The sequence below is a fragment of the Methylobacterium nigriterrae genome (genome assembly GCF_037106235.1).
In the GTDB taxonomy this organism is placed as follows: domain Bacteria; phylum Pseudomonadota; class Alphaproteobacteria; order Rhizobiales; family Beijerinckiaceae; genus Methylobacterium; species Methylobacterium nigriterrae.
In genome coordinates this window covers 233,113-252,343 of record NZ_JBAWTG010000002.1, presented here as the reverse complement: position 1 = coordinate 252,343, position 19,231 = coordinate 233,113, and the positions used below count along the sequence as shown (strand labels likewise).

The window sequence follows — 19,231 nt, the reverse complement described above, 5'->3', positions numbered from 1 at the left end:
CCGTACGTTCCATCGTGCGCCGCCGACGCGGTCCCCGAGGGATCGCTGCCCAACCCATGAGCGGGCTTCGAGCGCCGCGCGGAACCAGGACGATGAACGAGCTCGAACCACGGTTGTTCGGGTACATCTGGCGCCATTCGAGGCGCGATCAGGTGCTGATCTGTGTCGTCGTTCTGGCGTCCCTGCCGTTCTACTTCGCGTCCCTCGATCTCCCGCGGCGCATCGTCAACGACGCGATCATGGGCAAGGCGTTCGCGCACGGCGAGCGCACGTCGAGCTTCCTCGAATTCACGATTCATTGGCCGGACTGGCTCGGCGGCGGCGTCCTGCACGCCTTCAAGGGCTTCCAGCTCGACCGGCTCGACCTCCTGCTCGGCCTCTCGGGCCTGTTCCTGATCCTCGTGCTGATCAACGGGGCGTTCAAGTTCTGGATCAATCTGGCGAAGGGGGTGCTGGGCGAGCGCATGCTGCGGCGCCTGCGCTTCCAGCTCTTCGCCCTGATGCTGCGGTTCAAGCCGGAGACGCTGCGCGACATCAAGCCGTCGGAGACGGCCACGATCATCAAGGACGAGGTCGAGCCGATCGGCTCCTTCATCGGCGACGCCATCGTGGTTCCGGCCTTCCTGGGCACGCAGGCGGCCACCGCCCTCATCTTCATCCTGATGCAGAACGTGGTGCTGGGGCTCGCCGCCGCCTCCATCGTCGGCGTGCAGGTCGTGGTGATCCCGCGGCTGCGGCGCCAGCTGCTCAAGCTCAACCGCGAGCGCCAGCTGGCCTCGCGCATGTTCGCCGGGCGGATCGGCGAGGTGCTCGACGGGATCGAGGCGGTGCGGGTCAACGATTCGGCGCGCTGGGAGCGGGCCGAGATCGGCACGCGCCTGCACAGCCTCTTCGACCTGCGGCTGCAGATCTACAAGCGCAAGTTCATGGTGAAATACCTGAACAACATGCTGGCCCAGGTCACGCCGTTCCTGTTCTACGCGGTCGGCGGCGTGTTCGCGCTGCGGGGCCAGCTCGATGTCGGCCAGCTGGTGGCGGTGCTGGCGGCCTACCGCGACCTGCCCCCGCCGCTGAAGGAGCTGATCGACTGGGACCAGCAGCGCCTCGACGTCGAGGTGAAGTACGAGACGATCGCGGCCCATTTCGCGCCGCAGCGCCTGCGCCAGGCCGAGCCGGAGACGCCGGGCGAGATCGCGCATCTCGGCAGCCCGCTGCGCGCGGACGGCCTCAGCCTGCGCAGCCCCCATGGCGGCCAGCCCCACATCGTCGGCTCGTTCCGCCTCGAACTGCCGGCGCGGGTCGCCGTGCTGGCGCCCGGCAGCGAGGCGCCCCACCTGCTCGCCCGGGCCCTGATGGGCCTGCACGCGCCCTATGCCGGCTCGGTCCGGATCGGCGGGCACGATCTCCAGACGCTGCCGCGCGCGGTGCTGTCCCGGCAGGTGGCCTATGCGGGCGCCGAGCCGACCCTGTTCGCGGGCACGATCCGCAACAACGTGCTGTACGGCCTGCGCCGCCGGCCCATGCCGACCCAGGCGGACGGCCCGATGCCCGCGCGCGAGCGGCGGCTCGTCGAGGCGCTGGCGACCGGCAATCCGCCCGACAGCATCAGCCAGGACTGGATCGACTTCGCGGCCCTCGGGGTCGCGGATGCGGCCGAGCTCGACCGGCGCGTCATCGACCTCCTGTCCCGGCTCGGGATGAAGGAGGACCTCTACCGGTTCGGCCTCGCGGCCCAGAGCAGCATCCGGCCCGAGAGCGCCCTGGCCGAGCGCCTCATCGCGGCGCGCCACCGTCTGCGGGTCCACCTCGTCGAGCACCGGATGGGCGACCTCGTGATCCCGTTCGACCGCAACGTCTACAACGGCCAGGCGACTGTCGCCGAAAACCTGCTGTTCGGCGTGCCGCGGGTGACCGCCCTCGTCGGGCGCCGCCTCGCCAGCGAGGGGCGCCTGCGGGCCGTGCTGGCGCGGCAGGGGCTCCTCGAGGAGCTCGTCGCCATGGGCATCAACATCGCCCAGAACCTCGTCGAGATCTTCCGCGACCTGCCGGTCGGCCATCCCCTGTGGCGGCGTTTCTCCATCATCGCCCCGGACGAGCTGCCGGAGTTCGAGCAGCGGCTCGTGCGGGTCTCGCAGCACCGCTCCCTGCGGGGCGCCGACACCGAGGCGTTCCTGGCGCTGGCGCTCTTCTACATCGAGCCGCGCTGGCGCCTCGGGCTCCTGGAGCCCGCCATCATGGGGCGCGTGGTGGAGGCGCGCGAGGCGGTCCAGGAGGCCCTCAACGCCGGTCACGGCGAGGCGGTCGAGCTCTACGATCCGGAGACGATCAATCGGCGCAGCTCGATCCTCGACAACCTGCTGTTCGGGCGCATCAACCGGACGAAGGTGCACGCCGAAGTGGAGGTGAACCGGCACGTCCACATGGTCATCGAGGAGTTCGGCCTCGAACTCGACGTGAACCTGCGCGGCCTCGACTTTCCGGTCGGCAACAAGGGCCAGAGCCTCGCGCCGCACCAGCGCATCCTGATCGACCTGGCCCGGTCCCTGATCCGGCGGCCCGAGATCCTCATCCTCGACGGGGTGATCGACCGCCTGGAGGGAGCCGCCCAGCGCGCCGTGTTCGACGTGCTGGCCGAATGCCGCGCCGACATGACGATCCTCGCCGTCGTCGAGGCCGAAGCCCATGCGGAGCACTTCCCGCGGATCCTGCGCATCGGACAAAACGGCGTCATCGGGATCGAGGAGCGGACGGTGCGCGAGCTGGCCGAGCCTGATCCCGCGCCCGCGTCGGCGACCGGCTGACGGGCCGGCGGTTCCGCCCGGGACGCTGCGCGGTCGCCCGACCGGTTCCTGCCCGCAACGGGGCCGCCCGGCCGCTCCACGCCGCCGCGGGGCGATCCGCCTGGCGAGATGCCCCGCCACCGGGGTGGCGCGGTCAGGGGCCGCGGCCCCGCAGGCGCGCCACGAGGACCTGCGTCTCCGTGAGCGTGGCCTGAAGCGCCTTCTTCTGCTCGCCGAGCGAGGCGATGAGTCGGCGGGTGCGCTCCCGCTCGGCCTGTGCCTTCCGGGTCAGGGCCGGCGAGAGCGGCCGGCGCGGCTTCTGGCCCTTGCCGAGAATCTCGCTGAAGGGCACCTCCATCAGGAGCCGGCCCGCATCGTCCGTGATCTCGAAGGTCGAGCTCGCCGGGGCCTGGCCCTTCCGCATCAGGTCGGCGGTCATGTCGGGAATGGCCCGGCAGGCATCGAGATAGGCCGGCTCCAGACCTGCGAATTCCAGTCCCTCCTCGTCGCGCTGCAGGCCGGCGACGGTGCGCAGATGGAAGAAGTAGCGGGGCATCCGGTCTCCTTCGTCTCCTGCCTGATAACGCGAGAGACCGGAATCCGGCCTCAAGGCGCCCGCATCCCCTCGAACGGGCCCGCTTTGTCCCCGTCGGCGGGCGCCGACATTCACACAGGTGAAGTTCGAGCGGAGCGGAAGCGCCTAATGTGCCCTTGACGTGGCAGGGAGCCCGGCCGTGCCTCAGCATCTCATTCGCAAGCTCGAGCAATTCACCCGGCTGTCCCACGCCGACCGGCGGGCGCTCGAGGACATCGCCAACCAGAGGGTGCGCCTGTTCGGGCCGCACCAGGACATCATCCACGAGGGCGACCCGCCCGAGCACGTCAACCTGATCCTGGAGGGCTGGGCCTGCCGCTACAAGCAGCTTGAGGACGGGCGGCGGCAGATCATCTCGTTCTTCCTGCCGGGCGACCTCTGCGACCCGCACATCTTCGTGCTGCGCGAGATGGACCACTCGATCAGCACGATCACACCCGTCAAGCTCGCCGAGATCCAGCGCGACCTGCTCCTCGACCTCACCGAACAGCATCCGCGGATCACGCAGGCGCTGTGGTGGGAGATGCTCGTGCACACGGCGATCCAGCGGGAATGGACGGTCAATATCGGCCAGCGCACGGGCCTCGAGCGGGTCGGCCACCTTTTATGCGAGCTGTTCATCCGGCTGCGCGCGGTGGGGCTGACCGAGGGCGATTCCTGCCTCCTGCCGGTCACCCAGGTCGATTTCGGGGACGCGACGGGCCTGTCGAACGTGCATGTCAACCGAGTACTGCAGGAGCTGCGCGGCTCCGGGCTGATCGTCCTGAAGGGCCGGCACCTCACGATCCCGGATCTCGCCGCGCTCCAGGCCGTGTCGCTGTTCAACACGAACTACCTGCACCTCGACCGCGAGGGCCGCCACCTCGACGCCAACGGCCCGGAGCGTCCCTTCGCCTGAGGCGGGGCACGGTTCCCGCGCCCCGCATCCGCGACGGGCCTCAGCGCGCGCTCGCCGCGACCAGCTCGTCGGCCGCGTCGAGCATCTCCTTCATGGCCTTGGAGGCGGCGCGGTAGGCCGGCGTCCCGGACTCCCAGTCGCTGCGGGCGATGGCCGAGACCATCCGGTCGGCCTCGCGATGGGCGGCCTCCTCGGCTTGGGCGAAGACCGCGACGGCGCGGTGGCCTGCCAGCGGGCCGGCATCGAGGAGGCGGGCGAGACGGCCCGCGGCGCCATCCCTCATGGCCGCCGCGCCCTTCTCGGCGGGGGCGAAGCCCGCCAGGACACGGGCGAGGCGGCGCTTCCAGGCGCCGATGTCGGCGGGGAGCCGGACGAGGCCGTAGACCGGGGAGGCCGCGTCGACCGCGTCGAGCGTCATCTGGGCGGATCCTTCCGCCTTCACGAGGCGGTCGGTGATGCTGTCGATCTCGGTGCGCGTCTTGGCCGACTTCTCGGCGATGCCCTGGACGTTCTTGGCGATCTCCTCCGTGGCCATGCGCTGCTGGCTCAGCATCTCGGAGAGCGCGAGGGTGAGATGGCTCGTCTGCGTGATGCCGGCCTCCGCCTCCTCGATGCGCGAGCCGAGCTGAGACACGATGGCGTTGCCGCCGGCCACGGCCTCCCGGCTCTCGCTGACGGCCTCGGCGATCAGGCCCATCTCGCTCTGGAGCGTGCCGAGCCAGGTCCGGATCTCCTCGGTGGACTTGGCGGTCTGACCCGAGAGCGCCTTGACCTCGGCGGCGACCACCGCGAAGCCGCGGCCCGCCTCGCCGGCCCGCGCCGCCTCGATGGTGGCGTTGAGCGCGAGCAGGTTCGTCTGGCCCGAGATGCCCGCGATCGTGCTCGCCATGGTGCCGATCTGCGCGATGGCGCCCTGCAGCACCTTCAGGCGCTCGTCAATCTGCATGGTGCGGTCGTGGATGGCCTGCATCGCCTGGCGTGCCTGCTGCACGTCGTGCAGGCAGGCGGTCATCGCGGCCTCGGCGGCGTGCGACTTGGCGCCGGCGCTCTCTGAGGTCTCGGCGACCTGCGCGATCGAGGCCACCATCTCCTCGGTGGCGCTCGCGATGGTCTGCGACGAGCCGGCGATCTGGCCGACGTCGTAGGTGGTCCAGCCCACGTTGATGGCCGCCTCCGACGCCTCCTTGGCGAGGCGGGCGCTGTCGGCGAGGTCGCCGAAGCGATCCTGCAGGCGCATCGCCGCGAGCCTCTGCAGGGCATCGCGCGCCGGGCCGGGCGGCAGGTCGTCGACGGCCAGGGCCTGGCCCGCGACGAGCCGTTCGAGCGCCGCGACGAGCCGCTGCTCGGCCTGCGACGGCGCCGAGACCGCGAACGCGTCGCCCGCCTCGACCGGCGGCCTGCGTTGAATGCCCAGAGCCGAACGCAACATTCTTCATTCCCCCCAACGCTATCGTGAGGAAGTTGAACTAGATTTCTTAATGCTACTTTGACGTTTCACGCCGGGGTGCCCGTCTTGCCCTGTCCGCTTGCCCTGTCCGCCGGCGGGGCGTTGGCCATCCGGGCCGGGCGTGCCGGTCATCGGGCGCGCGAGCGTTCGCATCCTCGCGTCGAGGCTGGAACCTGTCGACGAGCGCGGCGGCGCCGGAACGCGCGATCCGCAAGGGCTAAGGGAAGATCTCGGGAAAGATTGGTCGGAGTGGCAGGATTTGAACCTGCGACCCCCACGTCCCGAACGTGGTGCGCTACCAGACTGCGCTACACTCCGAAGGCCGGCGCTTCCTCCGGCGAGCGGGCTTATAGCGAGCGCTCCTCCGGGCCGCAAGCGTCGCGTTATGAATGAATCCGTCGCGCTATGAATGAATCGTGGGCGCGGTGCCCGTTCTCAGCCGGCCGGACCCGTCAGGAGATCCGGCCAGCACGACGGGAGCGCGAGCAGGACAGGGCGGGCCGAGGCGCGCGCCACGGCCGCGGCCCCGAGATGGGCGGAATCCGGATCGAGATGGACCAGCGTCCAGGCGGCGGCGGTCTCCGGGCCGTCCCGGAAGCGCAGGAGCCTGGCCGGGCCCGGCGGCAGCGACACGCTGAACCGGTCGAGCGGCATGGCGAGGCCGGCGCCGATCGCCTTCACCACCGCCTCCTTGCGCGTCCAGACGGCGAGGAAAGCCGGGCCGAGCGCCGGAGGCGACAGGGCCGCGAGGGCGGCGGCCTCGTCGGGCGCGAAGTAGCTGCGGGCCACGCGGGCCGCGTCCGGCATCGGGCGCACGGCCTCGACGTCGACGCCGATGCGGGCCTCCGTCGAGAGGCCGACGAGGGCCCGGTCCCCCGAATGCGAGAGGTTGAAGGCGACCGCCTGCCCCTCCGCCAGCACCGGCTTGCCGGAGGGCTCCGCCGCGAAGGCGAGGGCGCCGGGATCGGCATCGAGCGCGCGCCCGAGAATCAGGCGCAGGGCCGCGTGGCTCGCGAGGAAGCGCGCCCGATCCTCCGCGCGCTGGAAGCGGTCCGCGCGGGCCCGCTCCTGCGCCGACAGGACGGCCCCGCAAGCCGCGAGCCGTGCCTCGGCCGCCCGCAGGTCGATCGACCAGACCGCGGTGCCGCCCGCCGGCCCCGGCGCGAGCGTGGCCCAGGATCCGGACGTCACGCGGCGCCTCGCCGCGGACGGGCGGCTCGGCTAGGCTCGCGGCGCGAGACGGGGGAGGGGGGCATCGGCGAGCCTCTGGCAGGCGGGGGCGGCGAGGATCGTCCGGGCCGGGGGGCCGCGCAAGCGCCCGCGGCGCCTGCGCGCGGCCGGTCCGTGCGATGCCTGCCGAGCCTGGACGACGCCCGGGCGCGCTACGTCGTCTTCCCCGCCACCTATGCCTATCAGGGGCTCGTGGCGGGGTTCTCGCTCACGGCACTCGCCAACCACTTGGCCGGGCGGGGCGTGCCGGTCTCGGAGGTCGGCCTGCACTTCGCCCTCGCAGGCCTGCCCTGGACGCTGCAGCCGCTGCTGTGGGGGCCGGTCGTCGACCGTGCCGGGCGGGCCCGCATGGGCCGCCGCCGCTTCTGGAGCGTCACGGCGCTCCTCGGCTGCCACCTCGCGCTCGCCGGCCTGTTCCTGGTGCCGGGCGTGGAGGCCCTCGGCCTGATCGGCCTCGTCTTCCTCGGGCACAGCCTGTTCGCCTCGCTCCTCGACACCGCCTGCGACCGCCTCATCATGGACCACGTCCCGGAGGCCGAGCTCGGCCGCATGAGCGCCTGCACGCGGGCAGGCTTCATCGGCGGCACGAGCCTCAGCGCTGCCCTGTTCGCCTGGATGCTGCCGGCTCACGGCCTCGCGGCGAGTGCCGGCCTCCTTCTCGGCCTCGGATCCGCCCTGACGGGACCCGTTCTGCTGGTCCGCGAGGCGCCCGGCGATGCCCTCCTGTCGCTCGCGCGCCGATCGGGCGAGGCCGCACGGGCGCTGCCTTTTCGCCGCTTCCTGAGAAGGCTCGCGATCGGGTTGCGCAGGCCGCGGGCGCTGCGGCTCCTCGCGCTCTGCTTCGGAATCGACGCGGCGCTCGCGCTGTTCGAGCTGCGCTTCGGCGTCGATCTGGTGCAGCGACAGGGCTGGGACGCGGCCGGCCTGTCCCGGCTGCAGGCGGGGCTCGCCCTCGCGAGCGGCACGCTCGGGGCTCTCGCGGTCGGCCTGTGGTCCGACCGGGCCGGGCCGCTCGCCGCCCTGCGGTTGCTGCTCCTCGCCTCGGCGGCCGCCTTCGCGCTCGCAAGCGGGCTCATCGCCGCCGGTCTCGGCGGGCCCGGCGGCCCCGTCATCCTCGGGCTGACGAGCGTGCTGCCGGGTCTCCTCATCGTCGCGCTCGTGCCCGCCCTGATGCGGTCGAGCCGCGGACGGGCCGGCGCCGCCACCGAGTTCGAGGTCTTCATGGCGGCGATGAATCTCGGGTCGGTGGCGGGCGGGGCCGCCTCCGGCCCGCTCGCGCCCTACCTGCCGCTGGCACCGCTGGCCGGCCTCGTCTTCCTGGCGAGCGCGGCGCTGGTGCGGCGCCCGCACCTCGTCTTCGCGCGGCCGCCCGCGGGTCGCAACGGCGCGCGGGCGCCCGTCCAGGGCTGACGCCGCGCGCCCGCGGGATCATCACGGTGCGGCCGGCGAATGCGCCTAGCCGGCGTAGACGCTGCCGGCGGTCTGCGGGAAGCGCTCGGCGAGCGCCCGGCGCAGCTTCTCGAGGGCGCGGTTCTCGATCTGGCGCACGCGCTCCTTGGAGATGCCGAGGCGGTGGCCGAGGGCTTCGAGGGTGGCCTGATCCTCGGCGAGGCGCCGCTCGCGCAGGATGCGCAGTTCCCGCTCGGAGAGCACCGTGAGCGCCTGCTGCAGCCAGATCAGGCGGCGCTCGCCGTCGACCGTCGCCGAGACGGTCTCGTCCGGCAGGGCGGCGCCGTCCACCAGGAAGTCCATCCGCTCCGAGGAGGCCTCGCTCTCCTCGCCGACGGGCGCGTTGAGCGACATGTCGGGGCCGGACAGGCGCGCGTCCATCAGCGCCACGTCCTCGCGGGAGACGCCGATCGCGGTGGCAATGCGGCGGTGGATCTCGTCACCGACGCGTTCCTCGGTGGATTGCATCAGGCGGGCGCGTAGGCGCCGCAGGTTGAAGAACAGGGCCTTCTGGGCGGAACTCGTGCCGCCGCGCACGATCGACCAGTTGCGCAGGATGTAGTCCTGGATCGAGGCGCGGATCCACCAGGTGGCGTAGGTGGAGAAACGGACCTCGCGCTCGGGCTCGAAGCGGGCGGCGGCCTCCATCAGGCCGACATGGCCTTCCTGCACGAGATCCGCCATCGGCAGACCGTAATGCCGGAAGCGGCCGGCCAGCGCGATGACGAGGCGCATATGCGCGGAGATCAACCGGTGCAGGGCCTGCTCGTCGCGCTGGTCCTTCCAGCGGACGGCCAGGCCGCGTTCCTCCTCGCGGGCGAGGAAGGGGGCTTCCATGGCCGTGCGAATGAACTGCCGACGTATCCCTGCGATGTCCGCCATCCCCGCCTCCGCCTCTTTCGTTCGAGTGCTGTTGCGACGGGGCCGCGCATGACGGTGCCCGCGGCACCGACGGGGACCCACGCCAGGCAACCGACAACGGAAGCGCGGGCGCGAAAGTTCCGCTCCTCCGGAGGGGAATGCTGCGGACGGGGTCCGCGGGGGCCGTCGCCGGCCGGGAGACCATGCGCCGCAGCCCATGACAGGGGGACGACAGGCGGGCGACGGGCGGCCTGCAAGCCGCGGCCAAACAAAAAGCCCGGCGCTCGCGCGCCGGGCTCGTGAGAAGGGGTCGTGGCGCCGGCCGCTCTCAGGCGGCCTCCTCCTGCAGGTCGTCGCCGTCCTGCTCGGCGTCGCTCTCGGCCTCGACCTCGTTCTTGCCGCGGCGCGGCGATTTGGCGAGGCTCTGCTCGATGAGCTTCAGCGCCTCGGTCTCGGTGATGCGGTTGACCGAGGAGATCTCGCGCACCACGCGGTCGAGGGCAGCCTCGTAGAGCTGCCGCTCGCTGTAGGATTGCTCCGGCTGGGCCTCGGAGCGGAACAGGTCGCGCACGACCTCGGTCACCGAGAGCAGGTCGCCGGAATTGATCTTGGCCTCGTATTCCTGGGCGCGGCGCGACCACATGGTGCGCTTGATCCGGGCGCGGCCGGTCAGCAGGTCGAGCGCCTTCTTGACGACGTCCGGCTCGGCGAGCTTGCGCATGCCGACGCTGTTGGCCTTCGCGGTGGGCACGCGCAGAACCATCTTGTCCTTCTCGAACGAGACGACGAACAGCTCGAGCTTGTAGCCGGCGATCTCCTGCTCCTCGATCGCGACGATGCGGCCGACGCCGTGCGCCGGGTACACGACCGCCTCGCCGGTCTTGAAGCCTTGGCGGCCTGCCGTCGTCTTCTTGGCTGTGGTCATGCGAGAAGGGCCTCCAGAACATCGCGCGACTGATCGCGTCGCACCGTACCGTCCAACCGGGGCGGGAAACCCGGCTCTTGCCACCGACCGTCGGCTCTCGGCCTCGCAGGCTCGCGCAGCCCTTCGGTTCCCAGGCGCAGCCGCACCCACACCACGACGGAACGGCCACCGAAAGCGAGGACGCCTTCAGCGGTCGATCGCATGCAACCCCGTTTCCACGAAAAGCCTGGAACCGCCTTGGGCGGGCGGAGGGAGCACGTCAGGCACGAGCGACGGCAGAAGGATTGTGTATCACAATCCAGCCGCCGAATCAAAGGATTGCCGCCTCATGCGTGCGCTTGCGCGAGCCCGGCGGCACGGTTTTGCACGGGATAGCGCTCGGCCGGTCCCCGTCCCAGTCCCGGCCGCGCCGCCCCTGACGCGCCTGCTCCGCGAAGCTCCGAAACCGGTCGGCCGACGGCGCGGCGTTCAGTCGCCCGTGCCGGGATTGGCCGAGAAATGCGCCTCGAGCTTGCCGGTGACGCCGTCCCACTCCTTGGCGTCGCCGGGCGCATCCTTCTTCTGCGTGATGTTCGGCCAGCTCTTCGCGTAGTCGGCGTTGAGCTTGAGCCAGCTCTCGAGGTTCGGCTCGGTGTCGGGCTTGATCGCCTCGGCCGGGCATTCCGGTTCGCAGACGCCGCAATCGATGCACTCGTCGGGGTGGATGACGAGCATGTTCTCGCCCTCGTAGAAGCAGTCCACGGGGCAGACCTCGACGCAGTCCATGTACTTGCACTTGATGCAATTGTCGGTGACGACGTAGGTCATGGGCTGTTTTTCGTCCTCGATCCGCGCACCGGCGAGGCGGGTTGGGAGCCCCTGGTCGGGCCCCGGCCGCAGCCTTCGCTCTAGATGCGCGGTCCTCTCAACGGGAAGCGCACGCGTGGGGCCGGACGGGCGGCCCCCAATTCGAACGGCTCTAGCCTCTGCCAGGGAGGCTGACAAGCGCGCTCACGACGTAGGCCCCGCCCGGGCCCGCCTCGGGACGGAAGTGTCGCCCCCCTGCAATGACCGGCCGCGCCTCAGGGCTGGTCCGGGCCCGGTTCGGCCTTCGTGAGATCGACGTAGAGGAGCCGCGCCTCTGGGGCGGGCCCGCGCCGCTCGCCGAGACCGGCCACCCGGACCAGCGCGGTCACGTGGGCGGCCGCGACCGTCACGACGTCGCCGACCAGGATGCCCTTGGCGGGCGCCTCGGCCCGCTTGCCGTTCACCCGGACATGCCCCTCCGCGACGAGGCGCGCGGCGAGCGAGCGAGTCTTGGCGAAGCGCGCGAACCACAGCCACTTGTCGAGCCGCTGCCGTTCCGCCTTCGCCGGGTCCGCCATCCTGCGCGGCCGCTCAGCGCTTGCCGCCCTCGCCGGATTCGAGCTGCGCCTTCAGGGCGGCGAGCTTGGCGAAGGGCGAATCCGGATCGGGCGCGCGCTCGCGCCGGGGCGGGCGCTGGTCCTCGCGAGGCCCGGCATGGCGGCCCTCGTCCCGGCGGTCCGGCCGGTTGCGGCCCGGCTCGAAGCGCTCGCGGCGCGGGCCGTTGCCGTCCCGACGGCCGCCCTCGGGCCGCTCGCCCGGGCCGTTGCGGCGCGCCTCGCCCTGCGCGCGCTGGCGCTCGGGCCGGTCGCGGCCGCCGTCCCGGCGCGCCTCGCCGTCCTGGCGCGGCGCGCCCTGGGCCGCGTCGCGCCCGCGTCCCTGGCCGCGGGGCCGGTTCTGGCGGTGATGCGGCTGCCGCTGGTGGCGGTGGAGATGCCAGACCTCGACGGTGGCGGGCTCCGCCGCCTCGGCCGTGGCCGGTTCCTCCGCGGTCGCCGCGTCCGTACCGCTTTCCGCCGCCGCGACGGCGTCCGGCTCCGGCTCCGGCGCGGACGGCTCGGCCGCGTTGCTCTCCTCTGCGGAGGGCGCGGGCTCCTGCGCGTCCGTCGGCTCCTGCGCAACCGCGGGCTCCTGCACGATCGCGGGCTCCTGCGCGTCCCCCGGATCGGATGCGGGAGCCGCCTCGGACGCGTCCGCAGGCTGAGCGGCGGGAGCCGGCGCTTCGTCGCTCGGCTGCGCCTCAGCGCCGGTCTCCGCCGTCGCGGCTTCGGACGCCTGCGCGGCATCTCCGTCCTCGGAGGGTTCGCTCACGGCCTCGACCGCCGCCGCGGCCTCGGCCTGCGCGTCGGCCGTCGGGCCCTCGGATGCTGCCGCCGCGGGGCGTAGGGGCTCGGTCGGGGCGGCCGGCAGGAGCGGCACCGTGATGGCAGGGCCGGGCCGGGTCTCGGCGACGTAGCCGAGGGATTTCAGGATCGAGGCGAAATCCTCGCCCGAGCAGCCGACGAGCGAGGTCATGCCGACCGTGGCGACGAAGCCCTCGCCATCGGCCGAGCCCGCCGGCGGATCGCCCGGCGTGGTGCCGGGCCGGTAGGCGATGGCCGGGCGGATCAGGTCGGCGAGCCGCTCCAGGATGTCGACGCGCACGGCCCGCTCGCCGCAGACCCGGAAGCCCGCCGCGCGGTAGAGGCCCCTGGCGATCTCGGGATCGACCTTGATGGAGGTGCGGCCGGAGCCCGCCAGATGCGCGATCTCGTCGAGGCCGCGCTGCTCGAGGCCGCCGTTGCGCAGCGCCCAGAGCTGGGCCGCGAGGGTGCGGGGAGCGGGCTTCAGCAGCGCCGGCAGGAAGATGTGGTAGGCGCCGAAGCGCACGCCGTGGCGGCGCAAGGCCCCGCGGCCCTCCTGGTCGAGGCTGCGCATCTCGTGCGTCACCTTCGAGCGCTCGAGCACGCCGAGGGCCTCGACCACCTGATAGCCGATGCCCTTGGCGAGCCCCGTCAGGTCGGCGGCGGTCTCGATCTCCATGAGCGGGCCGAGGAGGCGCACCACGTAGGCCTTGAGCCAGGCGGCGAGGCGCGCCTCGACCTTCTCGCGGGCGGGGCCGGTCAGGCCCTCGTCGGCGATCAGGCGCAGGCGCGGCTCGAACAGCTTGTCGCCGGCGACGAGCTTCGCCACCGGGTCGCCGGTCCAGCGGATGATTCCCTCGTGGCTCAGCACCAGGGAGGCGTCGGCGGCCGCCGCGAAGCGGTCGGCCCGCGCCTCGATCTCGCCGGCCAGCGCTTTCTCGGCGGCGCTGCGCAGGGTCTTGGCCTCATGCCCCTCCGCGCCCGGATCGGGCACGAACTGGAAGCCGTGGAGATGGCCGACATGCTGCCCCTCGACGGTCACGTCCCCGCCGGCGGTGATTTGGGCTTCCAACATCGTGTTCTCTCTCAGGCGCCGCATCAGGACGCTGGTGCGCCTGTCGACGAAACGGCTCGCGAGGCGTTCGTGCAGGGCGTCGGATAGCCTGTCCTCTACCCGACGAGTCTCGCCCTGCCAATGTTCCGGGTCGAGAAGCCAGTCGGGCCTGTTCGCCACGAAGGTCCACGTCCTCCCCTGCGCGATGCGCTGGGAGAGCGCGTCGATGTCGCCGTCGGTGCGGTCGATCATCGCGACGTGCTTGGCGAACCAGTCGTCCGGGATGCGCCCGGCCATGCCGCGCATCAGGAAGCGGAAGAGCTGCGCCACGAGGTCGGCATGGGTCTGGGGATGCACCTTGCGGTAGTCGGGCACCCCGCAGACGTCCCAGAGGCGCTGCACGGATTTCGGGCTCGCCGCGAGGTCGCGGATGTCGTCCTCGCGCATCAGGATCTCGAGAGCCTGCTGGTCCTCCCCCATCGGCGCGCGGGTCAGGCCGGCCTCGCGGGGATGCTCGTCGAGGCTCTCGCGCAGGGTGCCGAGGCTGCGGAAGGCGAGGTCCGGGTTGCGCCATTGCAAGATGCGAAGCGGCTCGAAGCTGTGCGTCTCCAGCGCCTCGACCATCTCGGCCTCGAAGGGCGGGCAGCGCCCCGTCGAGCCGAAGGTGCCGTCCGCGACGTGACGCCCGGCGCGGCCCGCGATCTGGCCCATCTCGGGCGGCGTCAGCTTGCGGAAGCGGGTGCCGTCGTACTTCCAGTTCGCCGCGAAGGCGACATGGTCGACGTCGAGGTTGAGCCCCATGCCGACCGCGTCGGTGGCCACGAGGTAGTCGACGTCGCCCGACTGGTAGAGCTCGACCTGCGCGTTGCGGGTGCGGGGCGAGAGCGCGCCGAGCACCACGGCGGCGCCGCCGCGCTGCCGCCGGATCAGCTCCGCGATGGCGTAGACCTCCTCGGCCGAGAAGGCCACGATGGCGGTGCGGCGGGGAAGCCGCGAGAGCTTCTTCTCGCCGGCGAAGCTCAGCTGCGACAGGCGCGGGCGCGTGGTGGTGTGGACGCCCGGGATCAGCGCCTTCACCAGGGGCTCGATGGTCGAGGAGCCGATCAGCAGGGTCTCCTCGCGGCCGCGCTGGTAGAGCATGCGGTCGGTGAAGACATGGCCGCGATCCATGTCGGCGGCGAGCTGGATCTCATCGATCGCCACGAAGGCGACGTCGAGGTCGCGCGGCATCGCCTCGATCGTCGCGATCCAGTAGCGCGGCCGGTCGGGCTTGATCTTCTCCTCGCCGGTGATGAGCGCCACCCTGTCGGCGCCGACGCGCGCGACCACCCGCAGGTAGACCTCGCGGGCGAGCAGCCGCAGCGGCAGGCCGATCATGCCGGTCGGGTGGGCGAGCATCCGCTCGATGGCGAGATGGGTCTTGCCGGTGTTGGTCGGCCCGAGCACCGCCGTGACGCCGCGCGAGCGGGCCTGCGGGGGGAGGGAGCGGCGGTTCATCAGGTCGGGGCAATCCCTTCGGCCGGTCGGCCGGTGGTGCGCCGTGCGCGTCTCGGGCGGGCGTGCGCGTCTTGGGGGGATGGTCCGCGCGCGAGGCGCGGTCAATCGCCCCTGAAGCGGGAACCGGGCGACCGCGCGCCGCGCCGGGGCTGCCCCTCATATGGGGTCGCGGTGTCCCGGCTGCCAATCCCGTCGGTGGCCTGCCCGCCGACCTGAAGGCCGGGCACGCCGTAGATGTCGATGTTGACGGAGGGGCGCGGCCCCTTGAGGTCGGCGCAGAGGGTGTCGGGCACGCTGGTGATCGGCCCGCGCCGGGGCGGGCGGCCCTCGATCAGCTGGGCGGAGGAATAGGCATTGCCCCCGCAGGAGCCGCCGGCCTCGAGGGGCGCTGCCGCGGCGCCGCCCGGCAGGAGGGAGGCCGCCACGAGAGCCGGAGCGAGCCTGGCGGCGCGGCGCATGGTCCGCTCAGCGCTGGTCGAGGCTGGCCACGGCCCCGGCCGGAGCCGCCGCCGTCGCGGTCGCGCCGGAGCGGGTCCAGCGGGTCGCCTCGATGATGTTGGTGCCGAGCGTGGTGCGCACCGCGATCCGAAAGGGCAGCAGCACCCGCGTCCCGTCGACCGGGGCGAGCCAGACCGACATGTCGCGATTCTCCTCCATGAAGCGCACGCCCGGCCGGTCCGGCCGGTGGCCCGCCACCGCCTGGTAGCGGGCATTGCAGACGAGGACGGGGCCGGAATAGCCGGGCTTCTCGACGGTGCGGGTCTCGCCGTAGCTCAGCACCACGTTGAAGCGGGTGGCCCCGTCGAAGACCGGGAGCGTGCGGTTGCAGTTCTCGGGGTCGATAAGGTCGCCCCGCGCGTGGGCCGGCATCAGCAGGGCGCTCGCCGGATCCATCACGCCGCGCTTGTTGGCGGCCGTGACGGGCACGCGGTCGCCCATGTCGATGAGGGGCGGCGTCACCTCGGACTGGACGACGTTGCCGCGGGAGAGCGCCATCCGCACCGCGATGCCGGAACTCGCCGTGCGGGTCGCGATCGAGAAGGCGCTCGGCTGGGGGCCGGCCGCGATCGTGCCGGTCGAGCGCGCCGAGCCCATCCCGCCCGTGATCGCCCCGACGAGGCCGGTGAGCTGGGCCGAGACGTCCATGCGGTAGCGCGCGCCCTCGAAGGCGCCGGAGAGCTGCGCGGTGCCGATCGGCAGGCCCGCGAGGTTGACGCCGTAATCGACCGTGACGCCGGCCGGCGCGGTGCGGACGTGGCGCGGGCGGGCCTCGGCGGCGCCGAGGCCCAGGAACGCCGCGGCGATCAGGCCTGCGCGCAGGAACAGTTGCGTGCGAGGGAGGGTGGCGCACATGGTCCGGATTCGAATCCTCAACGCTCGCGCGGGCACCGGGCGAGGCCCGCGGGACTGCCCAAGGTTATCGACCGCCATGGTTAACAGAGTGTTGGGCGACCGCCAGTCGCCGCGAGGGCACAGTACGCCGACGGTTGCGCCTTGACGCAAAGGGGGCTCGTCCCCTATAGGCTCGCGCCTTCAACAGGACTCCGCTGGACCTGGAATCACGCTTGGGCGCGGCCCGCGGCGAGCGCCGCGTCTGCCGTCACGGTCCGAGTCTTGACCGCCCACGGAACGATACGGGAATTTTGCTATGTCGCGCCGCTGCGAACTCACGGGCAAGGCCGTGCAGGTCGGCCACCTCGTAAGCCACTCGAACCGCAAGACGAAGTGCCGGTTCCTGCCGAACCTCTGCAACGTCACCCTGACCTCCGACGCCCTCAACCGCCGCGTCCGCATGCGCGTGACCGCGCATGCCCTGCGCTCGGTCGAGCACCGCGGCGGCCTCGACGCCTTCCTGGTCAAGGCCCGCGAGATCGAGCTGTCGCAATCGGCCCGCCTGCTGAAGCGCGAGATCGAGAAGAAGCTCGCCGGCGCCGAGACCCCGGCCGCCGCCTGAGGCCGGCCGCTCCATCGATCGTTCGAGGCCGCCGCGTGGAAAGCCCCGCACGGCGGCCTTGTTGTGTCCGGATGTCGCCTGAAACCCGGTCGGGCCGCGCCGTTGCCCCGATCCGGGGGACGAGACGACGGATCCCAGCCGTGACCTCGTCCTGAGCTGGCCCGAAGAGATCTCGCCGCGTCCCTCAGGAGGTCTCCGAGATCTCCTTGAGAGCCTCCTTCGAAGGCACCGCTCTCGCGCCTCGCCTCTGGACGAGGGCGCGGGGTGCGAGGCGGCAGGCTCTCGGTGAGGCGGGCGGCCTCAGCGCCGCCCGCCCGCCGCCCGCACGGGAGCGGGCGCGGCGTCTTCCTCGAACAGCTCGGCGAGCTTCTCGGTCATGGCGCCGCCGAGTTCCTCGGCGTCGATGATCGTGACCGCCCGCCTGTAGTAGCGCGTGACGTCGTGCCCGATGCCGATGGCGAGGAGTTCCACGGGCGAGCGCGTCTCGATGTCCTCGATCATCCAGCGCAGGTGGCGTTCGAGGTAGTTGCCGGCATTGACCGACAGCGTCGAATCGTCGACCGGGGCGCCGTCCGAGATCACCATCAGGATCTTGCGCTGCTCGGGCCGGCCGAGCAGGCGCTTGTGCGCCCAGTCGAGCGCCTCGCCGTCGATATTCTCCTTGAGGAGCCCCTCGCGCATCATCAGGCCGAGATTCTTGCGCGCGCGGCGCCAGGGCGCGTCCGCGGACTTGTAGACGATGTGCCGCAGATCGTTGAGGCGCCCCGGGGCGGCGGGCTTGCCCGCGTTGAGCCAGGCCTCGCGCGACTGCCCGCCCTTCCAGGCGCGGGTGGTGAAGCCGAGGATCTCGACCTTCACGCCGCAGCGCTCCAGGGTGCGCGCCAGGATGTCGGCGCAGGTCGCCGCGACCGTGATCGGCCGCCCGCGCATCGAGCCCGAATTGTCGAGGAGCAGGGTCACGACCGTATCGCGGAAATTCGTGTCCTTCTCCTGCTTGAAGGAGAGGGGCTGGAACGGGTCGATCACGACGCGGACCAGCCGGGCCGGGTCGAGCTGTCCCTCCTCGAGGTCGAAATCCCAGGCCCGGTTCTGCTGGGCGAGGAGGCGCCGCTGCAGCCGGTTGGCGAGGCGCCCGACGACGCCCTGCAGATGGGCGAGCTGCTTGTCGAGATAGGTGCGCAGGCGCGCGAGCTCGTCCGGGTCGCAGAGCTCCTCGGCGTGGATCACCTCGTCGAAGCGCGGGTTGAAGACCTTGTAGTCGGGCCCGCGCGGCTCGTTGGCGCGCTGGCTCGGCGGGCGCCAGGCCTCGGAAGCCTCCTCGGATTCGGCGTCCTCCGCCTCCTCGGGCAGCTCGCCGGACGGCGCGTCGGCAGCCTCGGTCGCCCCCTCCTCGATGTCGTCGGAGGCTTCCTCCGACGCGTCGATCTCGGCGCGGTCGCCCTGGCTCTGCTCCTCGGCCTCGCCGTCCTGCGGGGTCTGCTCGTCGTCCTGGGCCTCGTTCTCGTCCTCGCTGTCCTCGTCGTCCGGATCGAACGGCGTCTCGTCGGCCATGTCGAGGGAGGAGAGGAGGTCGCGCACCGAGCGCGCGAAGGCGCGCTGGTTCTCCAGCGAGCCGAGGAGCCCGTCGAGATTCGGGCCGGCCTTGGCCTCGACATGGTCGCGCCACAGCTCGACGATCCGGCGGGCGGCGGGCGGCGGGACCTGGCCCGTGAGGCGCTCGCGCACCATCAGGGCGACCGCATCCTCCATCGGGGCGTCGGCCCGGTCCGTGATGCTCTCGTACTTGCCGCCGCGGTGGTAGCGGTCCTCGAGCATCGCCGTGATGTTGCTGGCGACGCCTGCCATCCGGCGCGAGCCGATCGCCTCGACGCGGGCCTGCTCGACGGCGTCGTAGACGGCGCGCGCGGCCGCGTTCTCGGGCGCCAGGCGGCGGTGGACGGCCGCGTCGTGGCAGCCGAGGCGCAGCGCCATCGAATCGGCGTTGCCCCGCAGCACCGCCACGTCGGCCGCCGAGAGCTTGCGCGGCGGCTCCGGCAGGCGCGCCTTGTCGCCCGTCAGCGCCGGACGGTCGGTCGCGTAGGTGACCTCGACCTCCTGGCGCCGCGCGATGGCGCGCAGGCATCCGGCGATCGAGCGCTTCAGGGGTTCGGCGACGGTCTCGCGACGCTCGCCGGGCTTGCGGTTCGAGATGGACACGCAGCTATCGCTTCATCGAATCGAGGTCGAGCGGACGGTCGAGGATGTCGTCCCAGGCATGAGGACATTTGTAGAGGTCGCCTCGTAGCGCATCCGGCCCTGCGATGCGGAAGCGCTCGCCGAATGCTCGTCGGGCTTGAGGGCCGGGTCCGCCATGAT

At 72.2% G+C, this 19,231-nt stretch carries 16 protein-coding genes and 1 tRNA gene; 4 read left to right on the top strand and 13 right to left on the bottom strand.

The genetic code is table 11. The annotated features are described in order from the left end of the window. Window positions 1-92: 92 nt before the first annotated feature. Window positions 93-2,801 carry an ABC transporter transmembrane domain-containing protein gene (locus tag WDW90_RS02815; protein WP_336485736.1) on the top strand — a complete coding sequence of 903 codons (2,709 nt, stop codon included), beginning with the start codon at window positions 93-95 and terminating at the stop codon, window positions 2,799-2,801. A gap of 133 nt (window positions 2,802-2,934) precedes the next feature. On the opposite strand, the gene WDW90_RS02810 is transcribed toward WDW90_RS02815, so the two are convergent. Beyond that, complete coding sequence (locus WDW90_RS02810; protein ID WP_336485735.1) at window positions 2,935-3,336, bottom strand: DUF6894 family protein; 402 nt, start codon at window positions 3,334-3,336, stop codon at window positions 2,935-2,937. 178 nt (window positions 3,337-3,514) lie between these two features. Here WDW90_RS02810 and WDW90_RS02805 point away from each other — a divergent pair, with 178 nt between their 5' ends. Beyond that, complete coding sequence (locus tag WDW90_RS02805) at window positions 3,515-4,273, top strand: Crp/Fnr family transcriptional regulator (RefSeq protein ID WP_336485734.1); 759 nt, start codon at window positions 3,515-3,517, stop codon at window positions 4,271-4,273. A 40-nt stretch (window positions 4,274-4,313) separates the two neighbouring features. On the opposite strand, the gene WDW90_RS02800 is transcribed toward WDW90_RS02805, so the two are convergent. From WDW90_RS02800 to WDW90_RS02790, 3 genes are all read right to left on the bottom strand, one after another. After that, window positions 4,314-5,702 (bottom strand): methyl-accepting chemotaxis protein, encoded by a 1,389-nt coding sequence (locus WDW90_RS02800; protein WP_336485733.1) that lies wholly within the window; start codon window positions 5,700-5,702, stop codon window positions 4,314-4,316. Window positions 5,703-5,961: 259 nt separating this feature from the next. Then, window positions 5,962-6,038 (bottom strand) — tRNA-Pro (locus WDW90_RS02795). 117 nt (window positions 6,039-6,155) lie between these two features. Continuing rightward, a complete protein-coding gene (locus WDW90_RS02790; RefSeq protein ID WP_336485732.1) occupies window positions 6,156-6,911 on the bottom strand; it encodes a 4'-phosphopantetheinyl transferase family protein in 756 nt (251 codons plus the stop codon). A gap of 153 nt (window positions 6,912-7,064) precedes the next feature. Between WDW90_RS02790 and WDW90_RS02785 the strand changes: the two genes are divergently transcribed. Then, window positions 7,065-8,360, top strand: a complete 1,296-nt coding sequence (locus WDW90_RS02785; protein ID WP_336485731.1) for an MFS transporter — start codon at window positions 7,065-7,067, stop codon at window positions 8,358-8,360. Window positions 8,361-8,405: 45 nt separating this feature from the next. Here the strand turns inward: WDW90_RS02785 and WDW90_RS02780 are convergent, their stop codons facing one another. From WDW90_RS02780 to WDW90_RS02750, 7 genes are all read right to left on the bottom strand, one after another. Further along, on the bottom strand, window positions 8,406-9,281 hold the full coding sequence (locus WDW90_RS02780; protein ID WP_336485730.1) for an RNA polymerase factor sigma-32: 876 nt from the start codon (window positions 9,279-9,281) through the stop codon (window positions 8,406-8,408). A gap of 307 nt (window positions 9,282-9,588) precedes the next feature. Then, complete coding sequence (locus tag WDW90_RS02775) at window positions 9,589-10,185, bottom strand: CarD family transcriptional regulator (protein WP_336485729.1); 597 nt, start codon at window positions 10,183-10,185, stop codon at window positions 9,589-9,591. 468 nt (window positions 10,186-10,653) lie between these two features. Then, entirely contained in the window at window positions 10,654-10,992 is a 339-nt protein-coding gene (fdxA, locus tag WDW90_RS02770) for a ferredoxin FdxA (protein ID WP_336485728.1), read from the bottom strand. 254 nt (window positions 10,993-11,246) lie between these two features. Continuing rightward, window positions 11,247-11,549 carry an RNA-binding S4 domain-containing protein gene (locus WDW90_RS02765; protein ID WP_336485727.1) on the bottom strand — a complete coding sequence of 101 codons (303 nt, stop codon included), beginning with the start codon at window positions 11,547-11,549 and terminating at the stop codon, window positions 11,247-11,249. 13 nt (window positions 11,550-11,562) lie between these two features. After that, window positions 11,563-14,922 carry a helicase-related protein gene (locus WDW90_RS02760; protein WP_336485726.1) on the bottom strand — a complete coding sequence of 1,120 codons (3,360 nt, stop codon included), beginning with the start codon at window positions 14,920-14,922 and terminating at the stop codon, window positions 11,563-11,565. A 101-nt stretch (window positions 14,923-15,023) separates the two neighbouring features. Continuing rightward, window positions 15,024-15,380 (bottom strand): hypothetical protein, encoded by a 357-nt coding sequence (locus WDW90_RS02755; RefSeq protein ID WP_336485725.1) that lies wholly within the window; start codon window positions 15,378-15,380, stop codon window positions 15,024-15,026. 7 nt (window positions 15,381-15,387) lie between these two features. Beyond that, complete coding sequence (locus tag WDW90_RS02750) at window positions 15,388-16,275, bottom strand: DUF3108 domain-containing protein (protein ID WP_336485724.1); 888 nt, start codon at window positions 16,273-16,275, stop codon at window positions 15,388-15,390. 295 nt (window positions 16,276-16,570) lie between these two features. On the opposite strand from WDW90_RS02750, the gene rpmB reads away from it, so the two are divergent. Beyond that, window positions 16,571-16,876 carry a 50S ribosomal protein L28 gene (rpmB, locus tag WDW90_RS02745; RefSeq protein ID WP_336485723.1) on the top strand — a complete coding sequence of 102 codons (306 nt, stop codon included), beginning with the start codon at window positions 16,571-16,573 and terminating at the stop codon, window positions 16,874-16,876. A gap of 300 nt (window positions 16,877-17,176) precedes the next feature. On the opposite strand, the gene cobT is transcribed toward rpmB, so the two are convergent. Together cobT and WDW90_RS02735 are read right to left on the bottom strand one after the other, a co-directional pair. Beyond that, entirely contained in the window at window positions 17,177-19,072 is a 1,896-nt protein-coding gene (cobT, locus tag WDW90_RS02740) for a cobaltochelatase subunit CobT (protein WP_336485722.1), read from the bottom strand. A gap of 12 nt (window positions 19,073-19,084) precedes the next feature. Continuing rightward, window positions 19,085-19,228: a hypothetical protein gene (locus tag WDW90_RS02735; RefSeq protein WP_336485721.1), complete on the bottom strand. Its 144-nt coding sequence runs from the start codon at window positions 19,226-19,228 to the stop codon at window positions 19,085-19,087. Between the last annotated feature and the right edge of the window lie 3 nt (window positions 19,229-19,231).

What these genes read in the sequence shown, in the direction of transcription:
- WDW90_RS02800 (WP_336485733.1), bottom strand. Translation starts at nt 5,702, where the DNA reads ATGTTGCGTTCGGCTCTGGGCATTCAACGCAGGCCGCCGGTCGAGGCG.
- WDW90_RS02735 (WP_336485721.1), bottom strand. Translation starts at nt 19,228, where the DNA reads ATGGCGGACCCGGCCCTCAAGCCCGACGAGCATTCGGCGAGCGCTTCC.
- WDW90_RS02750 (WP_336485724.1), bottom strand. Translation starts at nt 16,275, where the DNA reads ATGTGCGCCACCCTCCCTCGCACGCAACTGTTCCTGCGCGCAGGCCTG.
- WDW90_RS02760 (WP_336485726.1), bottom strand. Translation starts at nt 14,922, where the DNA reads ATGAACCGCCGCTCCCTCCCCCCGCAGGCCCGCTCGCGCGGCGTCACG.
- WDW90_RS02815 (WP_336485736.1), top strand. Translation starts at nt 93, where the DNA reads ATGAACGAGCTCGAACCACGGTTGTTCGGGTACATCTGGCGCCATTCG.
- rpmB (WP_336485723.1), top strand. Translation starts at nt 16,571, where the DNA reads ATGTCGCGCCGCTGCGAACTCACGGGCAAGGCCGTGCAGGTCGGCCAC.
- WDW90_RS02755 (WP_336485725.1), bottom strand. Translation starts at nt 15,380, where the DNA reads ATGCGCCGCGCCGCCAGGCTCGCTCCGGCTCTCGTGGCGGCCTCCCTC.
- WDW90_RS02775 (WP_336485729.1), bottom strand. Translation starts at nt 10,185, where the DNA reads ATGACCACAGCCAAGAAGACGACGGCAGGCCGCCAAGGCTTCAAGACC.
- WDW90_RS02765 (WP_336485727.1), bottom strand. Translation starts at nt 11,549, where the DNA reads ATGGCGGACCCGGCGAAGGCGGAACGGCAGCGGCTCGACAAGTGGCTG.
- WDW90_RS02780 (WP_336485730.1), bottom strand. Translation starts at nt 9,281, where the DNA reads ATGGCGGACATCGCAGGGATACGTCGGCAGTTCATTCGCACGGCCATG.
- fdxA (WP_336485728.1), bottom strand. Translation starts at nt 10,992, where the DNA reads ATGACCTACGTCGTCACCGACAATTGCATCAAGTGCAAGTACATGGAC.
- WDW90_RS02810 (WP_336485735.1), bottom strand. Translation starts at nt 3,336, where the DNA reads ATGCCCCGCTACTTCTTCCATCTGCGCACCGTCGCCGGCCTGCAGCGC.